The sequence below is a fragment of the Streptococcus caprae genome (assembly GCF_042649745.1).
GTDB lineage: Bacteria > Bacillota > Bacilli > Lactobacillales > Streptococcaceae > Streptococcus > Streptococcus caprae.
The window spans coordinates 35,108-41,805 of sequence record NZ_JBHRZV010000014.1 but is presented as its reverse complement, the minus strand read 5'-3'; the positions used below and the strand labels follow the sequence as shown (position 1 = coordinate 41,805).

Genomic DNA, 6,698 nt, shown 5'->3' with positions numbered 1-6,698 from the left:
AGTTCAAAAGGTCTGGGAGACCTTTTGAAGTGGGAAATAAAGCTGACGAAGTCAGTGTCAAACGGTCTGGGAAGAGACCGTTTCAGCCTCAGCTCAAAAACCCAGAAGCGAAGTTATCGAACTCTTTTTTTTACTTTTAGGAGTTCTTTCCGACTTCCTATGGTCTTAGACTTCGTTTTCAGTGATTTCTGCAGTATCAGAAGTTGTTTCAGCTTTCTTAGCGGACTTGATGACAATCTTCCCTTGGCTAGTCATGACTGCCCGGAGGTCTTTTTCTGTTGGATTTTCCAGGTAGAAGTCAGTGATGGCATCCTCAATATTGTCCTGGATGGTTCTGCGCAATGGCCGAGCGCCCATCTTAGGATTGTAGCCTAGGTCGACGAGTTTCTCCTTGACCTTATCAGTCACATGGAGATGAATGTCGTTGCTGGCAAGGCGGTTGTTAACATCTGCAAGCATGATATCAACGATAGACAGAAGGTTTTCCTTGGACAGGGCCTGGAATTCAATAATGCCATCAAAACGGTTCATAAACTCTGGTGTGAAGAAGTTGCCCAGTTGTCCCAAAACAGACTGGCTACGGCCTTCACGGGCAGCCCCGAAGCCAACAGAGGCCTCGACCTTACCGGTCCCAGCGTTGGAAGTCATGATGATAATGGTGTCCTTGAAGCTGACAGTGCGCCCCTGTCCATCCGTCAAACGTCCGTCATCCAAAACTTGGAGGAACATGTGCATGACATCCGGATGGGCCTTTTCAATCTCATCCAAAAGAATGAGAGAGTATGGATTGCGACGAACTTTTTCGGTGAGTTGTCCAGCTTCTTCGTAGCCAACGTAGCCTGGAGGAGCTCCGACCAGCTTGGCAACAGCATGTTTTTCCATGTACTCGGACATGTCAAAGCGAATCATGCTATCAGCTGAACCGAAGAGTTCAATGGCCAACTGCTTGGAGAGTTCCGTCTTACCGACACCGGTCGGACCAACAAAGAGGAAGGAACCGATTGGACGGTTTGGCGTACCGAGACCGACACGGTTGCGACGGATAGCCTTGGCAATCTTGTCTACGGCATCGTCTTGGCCAACCACATGAGCTTTCAGGTCGCTGGCAAGATTGAGCAGTTGACTTTGCTCTTTTTCCTTAAGGTCGCCGACAGGGATATTAGTTTTTTGCTCAACGATGGTTTCAATTTCCTTTTCAGTGATGACAGGAATATCTTGCTCGTCCATCTTGGCATTTTGCATTTCCTTGTACTTGGCAATCTGGTCGCGGAAGTAGGCCGCTTTTTCATAGTCCTCATCGCGAGTGGCTTGGGCCTTAAGATTTTCTGCTTCAACCAATCGTTGGTCAATTTCTTTAGGATCGACAAAGTTGAGGGTCAAGTTCATCTTAGAGCCGGCTTCGTCAAGCAAATCAATAGCCTTGTCTGGTAGGAAGCGGTCTTGAATGTAGCGGTTGGAGAGCATTGCAGCAGCCTCGATGGCTTCTGATGTGTAACGAACGTGGTGGTAGTCCTCGTATTTAGGCTGAATACCTTTAAGGATAGTGATGGTTTCAGCAACGCTTGGCTCATCAACGCGGACAGGTTGCATCCGACGTTCTAGGGCAGCGTCTTTTTCGATGACGCGGTATTCGTTGAGGGTTGTAGCACCGACTAGTTGCATTTCACCTCGGGCCAGAGCCGGCTTGAGGATATTGCCAGCGTCCATGTTTCCGTCGCCAGCAGATCCAGCACCAACAATTTCATGGATTTCATCGATGAAGAGGATAACATCCTTACGGTTGCGAATTTCTTCCATCAATTTTTGCATGCGTTCTTCAAATTGACCTCGGATACCTGTGCCTTGAACGAGGCTGACGACATCGAGGCGAATGACCTGTTTGCCTTGGAGTTTTTGAGGCACGTCAGCGTCAACAATTTTTTGGGCCAGGCCTTCGACAACTGCGGTCTTACCAACACCGGGCTCTCCGATGAGGACGGGATTGTTCTTGGTGCGGCGGTTAAGGATTTCGATGACACGAACAATCTCTTCGTCACGGCCAATGACAGGATCGATTTCACCCCGCTTAGCGATTTCAGTCAGATTGGTTCCGAACTCTTCCAATAGTCCCTTAGGGCGCTCAGGAGCAGGTTGACGACGTGGACCCTGGCCAGGGTGACGGCCTGTTGGTCCGTTAGGAATTCCGTTCCCAGCTCCGCCATTTCCAGCTCCACCGGACTGGGTTTTAGGGCTATTTGGCAAATCACCGCCATTGAAGGCTCGGAAGTTATTCAAATCTCCAAAGAAATCGTCGAAGAAGGGGTTAAGGGATGATGTGTGATGGCTGAGCGGACTATTTTTAGGGTCCGTCTTCATGATTTGGTAGCAGTTTTGGCAGAGGTCAATCTGCTTTTGCTGACCATTGACACTGGTATAGAGATGGATAGTAGATTCATTAAGATTACAATTTTGACAGAGCATAGGTTACCTCTTTCATTTAACGTACACGAGAGACCTTTTTTTGAATGGTCAAAAAAGGTCAAATTCATAGTTTCATTATAGCATCTCAGATTTACAAATCAAGTAAAAAGATTATGAGCAGACTTTTTCTGTTGATTTTTTTGTTTGTTGGAATCTCAACTATAGTTTGAGTGGTAAGAAATTACTTTTTGCTGAAAAACAGAATAAATATTCCGTAAAAAGCTAAATAAATGTTGAATTTATTTTATAAATATTTTATAATGTTGTATAAAAATAGAAAAGAGAAGATGCTATGTTACAAGGGAAATCGTTTTTAAAGGAAATTGACTTTAGTCAAGAAGAGTTATTACACTTGATTCACTCGGCAGAGAAGTTCAAACAAATGAAGAAGGGAAAGGTGGTCCACCGTTATTTGGAGGGACTCAATATTGCCCTAATCTTTGAAAAGGCATCGACACGGACTCGGGCTGCCTTTACAGTAGCTGGGCAAGACCTCGGTATGCAGGTGACCTATTTGGGCCAGGGAGAAATCCAATTAGGTAAGAAGGAGTCCGTAGAGGACACTGCAAGGGTATTGGGCTCGATGTTTGACGGGATTGAATACCGTGGTTTCAAGCAAGAAGAGGTGGAGACCTTGGCAGAAGTTTCAGGTGTTCCAGTGTGGAATGGCTTGACGGATCAATGGCACCCGACCCAGATGCTAGCTGATTTTCTAACCATAAAGGAACATTTCGGAGATTTGACCAACAGAACCCTGACCTACATTGGAGATGGGCGGAATAATGTGGCTAACTCACTCCTGGTTACCGGAGCTATCTTAGGTGTCAACGTGACGATTATTGCCCCTAAGGCCCTGCAACCTGAGCCTGAGATTGTTCAGTTGGCCTCTCAACATAATCATGGAGCCATTATTACAATTACAGATGATGTGGCAGAAATTAAGGGGACTGATGTCATCTATACGGATGTCTGGTTATCTATGGGAGAAACTGTTGATTTCAAGGAACGTATTGACCAGCTGATGCCCTATCAGGTTAATGATGATTTACTTGCTTTAGCAGCAAATCCTAATCTGATTGTTCTTCATTGTCTTCCTGCCTTCCATGATATAAAGACTGAGATTGGTCAGGAACTCTACGACAAGTATGGTTACACAGAACTCGAAATCACGGATTCGGTCTTCCAAAAATACGCTCCGCTTATTTTCCAAGAGGCTGAAAATCGCATGCATACCATCAAGGCGGTCCTCTATGAGACCCTAAAAAATCATTAAATCTAGTAGTTTTTGCTGTCGCTTTTGCTATTTTATGGTAGAATAGGAGAGAACTAATAAAGAAATCTAGATTAGGAGTCTACTATGGAATCTCATTTGGTAAGAATTATCAACCGTTTGGAACTGATGGCAACAGACGAAAGCAATTTGAAACGTAATTTTGAGCGTGAGGGTGTGGTGGTAGCTGAAGTTGCCTTCAATAACGACCCTGAAAATGGTCCAGTCTTTACACTTCGTGATGTAGAAGCGCGTGAAACTTATACTTTTGATAGTATCGACTTGATCGCGATGGAAATTTACGACCTGCTTTACTAAGTTAGTCACAGAGCTGAGACGATAGTCCCGGCTCTTTCTTTTATGGTCGGTAAAAAAGTCTAGATGTTCCGCTTGTATTTTTATTCAAATATGTTATAATTTAGAGAATATTATTAAGACTTAGAGATTAAGGAGTTTTCATGAACTTTTCATTTTTAGAGAAATACTGGGCTTATTTTAACTACGGAGTCCTCGTTACCATTATGATTTCAACCTGTGTGGTTTTTTTTGGTTCCATCATCGGTTTGTTGGTTGCACTAGCCAAACGGTCACGCTTTAAACCCTTGGATTGGCTGTTTTCTTTTTACGTTTGGGTCTTTCGAGGGACACCAATGGTTGTGCAGATTATGATTTCCTTTGTTTGGATGAACTTCACCAGTGCTCCAACGATCAGCTTTGGTGTGCTCAACCTTGATTTTTCACGTCTCTTACCTGGGATAATTATTCTTTCACTCAATAGCGGAGCTTACATCTCAGAAGCCATTAGGGCTGGGATTGACTCTGTGCCTAAGGGGCAGACTGAGGCAGCCTACTCACTGGGAATTAAACCGTGGAAAACCATGCGTTATGTTGTTCTCCCTCAGGCTCTGAAGAATATCTTGCCTGCATTAGGGAATGAATTTATCACGATTATTAAAGACTCCTCACTCTTGCAGACAATCGGGGTCATGGAATTATGGAATGGGGCTCAGTCTGTAGCAACAGCAACTTATTTGCCGATAGAGCCGCTCTTATTCGCAGCATTATACTATCTTATTATCACGACCCTTATGTCACAGCTTTTAGGGTTACTTGAAAAGAAACTTAGTCAAGGAGGACACCACTAATGGGCCAGCCAATTATTTCGATTACAAATTTGCATAAATATTTCGGGAAAAATGAAGTCCTCAAGGGCATCGACCTAGACATACAAGCAGGAGAGGTCGTTGTAATTATTGGTCCTTCAGGTTCAGGTAAATCGACCTTTTTAAGAACCATGAACTTACTCGAAGTCCCGACTGAGGGGCAAGTCACATTTGAGGGAGTCGATATTACAGATAAGGCTAATGATGTCTTTAAAATGAGGGAGAAGATGGGGATGGTATTCCAGCAATTTAACCTCTTCCCCAATATGTCTGTCTTGGACAATATTACCCTAGCTCCAACTAAAATAAAAGGAGTTTCAAAATCAACAGCTGAGCAGAGGGCCTATGAATTGTTAGATAAGGTTGGATTGAGAGATAAGGCTAGTGCCTATCCGTCAAGTCTCTCTGGTGGCCAGCAGCAACGGATTGCCATTGCCCGCGGTCTCGCCATGGATCCAGATGTCTTGCTCTTTGATGAACCGACTTCCGCCCTCGACCCAGAGATGGTCGGAGAAGTATTGGCTGTCATGCAGGATTTGGCAAAATCAGGGATGACCATGGTCATCGTGACCCACGAGATGGGCTTTGCCAAGGAAGTGGCAGACCGTGTCATCTTTATGGATGGTGGTGTTATTGTTGAACAGGGGACGCCTGAGCAAGTCTTTGACCAAACTCAGGAAGAGCGGACTAAGGATTTCTTGTCCAAGGTCTTATAAAAACGACCGAAAAAAATTAAAAAAATAGATTTGTTCGTATTTAGGTGTGCAAGTCTATTTTTTTAATCAAAAACATGGAAATGTATGCTTTATTTTAGTATGATAGAAAAAAGAGGTGATGTGATGACGACGATTATCGATGGAAAAGCACTTGCAGCAAAAATGCAGGGAGCTCTAGCAGAAAAAACAGCCCAGCTCAAGGCTGAGCATGGTGTGACACCAGGTTTGGTGGTTATTTTGGTGGGAGAAGACCCAGCCAGCCAAGTCTATGTTCGTAACAAGGAGCGCTCAGCCCAGGCGGCAGGCTTTAAGAGTGAGGTGGTACGCGTAGCTGAGACCATCACAGAAGCAGAGCTCTTGGACCTGATTGCGGGCTTCAACCAAGACCCATCTTGGCACGGTATCTTGGTTCAGCTGCCTCTTCCTGACCATATCAATGAGGAAAAGGTATTGCTGGCTATCGACCCTGCCAAGGACGTGGATGGCTTCCATCCGACCAATATGGGCAAGCTTTGGAGTGGTCATCCTGTTATGATTCCTTCTACACCAGCAGGAATCATGCAGATGTTTACTGAGTATGACATTGAACTTAAAGGCAAGAAAGCTGTTGTGATTGGTCGTTCTAATATCGTTGGTAAGCCTATGGCACAAATGCTTTTGGATGCCCATGCAACTGTAACCATCGCTCATTCACGGACTCAGAACTTGGCGGCCTTAGCCAAGACTGCAGATATTTTGGTCGTTGCTATCGGTCGGGCCAACTTTGTGACTAAGGACTTTGTTAAGGATGGTGCGGTCGTTATCGATGTCGGTATGAACCGCGATGAAAATGGCAAGCTCTGCGGGGACGTAGCCTATGCAGAAGTGGCAGAAATTGCTAGTGCCATCACACCAGTCCCAGGAGGTGTCGGTCCTATGACCATCACCATGCTCATGGAGCAAACCTATAACGCAGCTGTCCGAACAGTGAAATAATATGATTTACAAGGTAGAGTTGTTTTCTCTGCCTTTTTCTATGGTCAAAAGCAACTTCATCATCACTATTTCTGAATAAAAATGGTATAATTGAAGCTGACTTATTAACCAGAA

6 protein-coding genes are annotated in these 6,698 nt (G+C 44.7%); 5 read left to right on the top strand and 1 reads right to left on the bottom strand.

Annotation, left to right across the window (positions count from 1 at the left end; genetic code table 11):
* Positions 1-165: 165 nt before the first annotated feature.
* Positions 166-2,460 (bottom strand): ATP-dependent Clp protease ATP-binding subunit, encoded by a 2,295-nt coding sequence (locus tag ACFORF_RS02515; protein ID WP_380425144.1) that lies wholly within the window; start codon positions 2,458-2,460, stop codon positions 166-168.
* A 292-nt stretch (positions 2,461-2,752) separates the two neighbouring features.
* Between ACFORF_RS02515 and argF the strand changes: the two genes are divergently transcribed.
* The 5 genes from argF (at position 2,753) to ACFORF_RS02490 (ending at position 6,584) form a co-directional block, all read left to right on the top strand.
* Positions 2,753-3,733: an ornithine carbamoyltransferase gene (gene argF, locus ACFORF_RS02510; RefSeq protein ID WP_380425141.1), complete on the top strand. Its 981-nt coding sequence runs from the start codon at positions 2,753-2,755 to the stop codon at positions 3,731-3,733.
* An 84-nt stretch (positions 3,734-3,817) separates the two neighbouring features.
* On the top strand, positions 3,818-4,048 hold the full coding sequence (locus ACFORF_RS02505; protein ID WP_380425138.1) for a DUF1797 family protein: 231 nt from the start codon (positions 3,818-3,820) through the stop codon (positions 4,046-4,048).
* 140 nt (positions 4,049-4,188) lie between these two features.
* Complete coding sequence (locus ACFORF_RS02500; protein ID WP_380425136.1) at positions 4,189-4,875, top strand: amino acid ABC transporter permease; 687 nt, start codon at positions 4,189-4,191, stop codon at positions 4,873-4,875.
* A complete protein-coding gene (locus ACFORF_RS02495; RefSeq protein ID WP_380425133.1) occupies positions 4,875-5,609 on the top strand; it encodes an amino acid ABC transporter ATP-binding protein in 735 nt (244 codons plus the stop codon). Before ACFORF_RS02500 ends, ACFORF_RS02495 begins: the two co-directional genes overlap by 1 nt.
* Before the next feature lie 123 nt (positions 5,610-5,732).
* The gene (locus tag ACFORF_RS02490) at positions 5,733-6,584 is read left to right on the top strand and encodes a bifunctional methylenetetrahydrofolate dehydrogenase/methenyltetrahydrofolate cyclohydrolase (protein WP_380425130.1); all 852 of its coding nucleotides are present in this window, start codon (positions 5,733-5,735) and stop codon (positions 6,582-6,584) included.
* Positions 6,585-6,698: the final 114 nt, after the last annotated feature.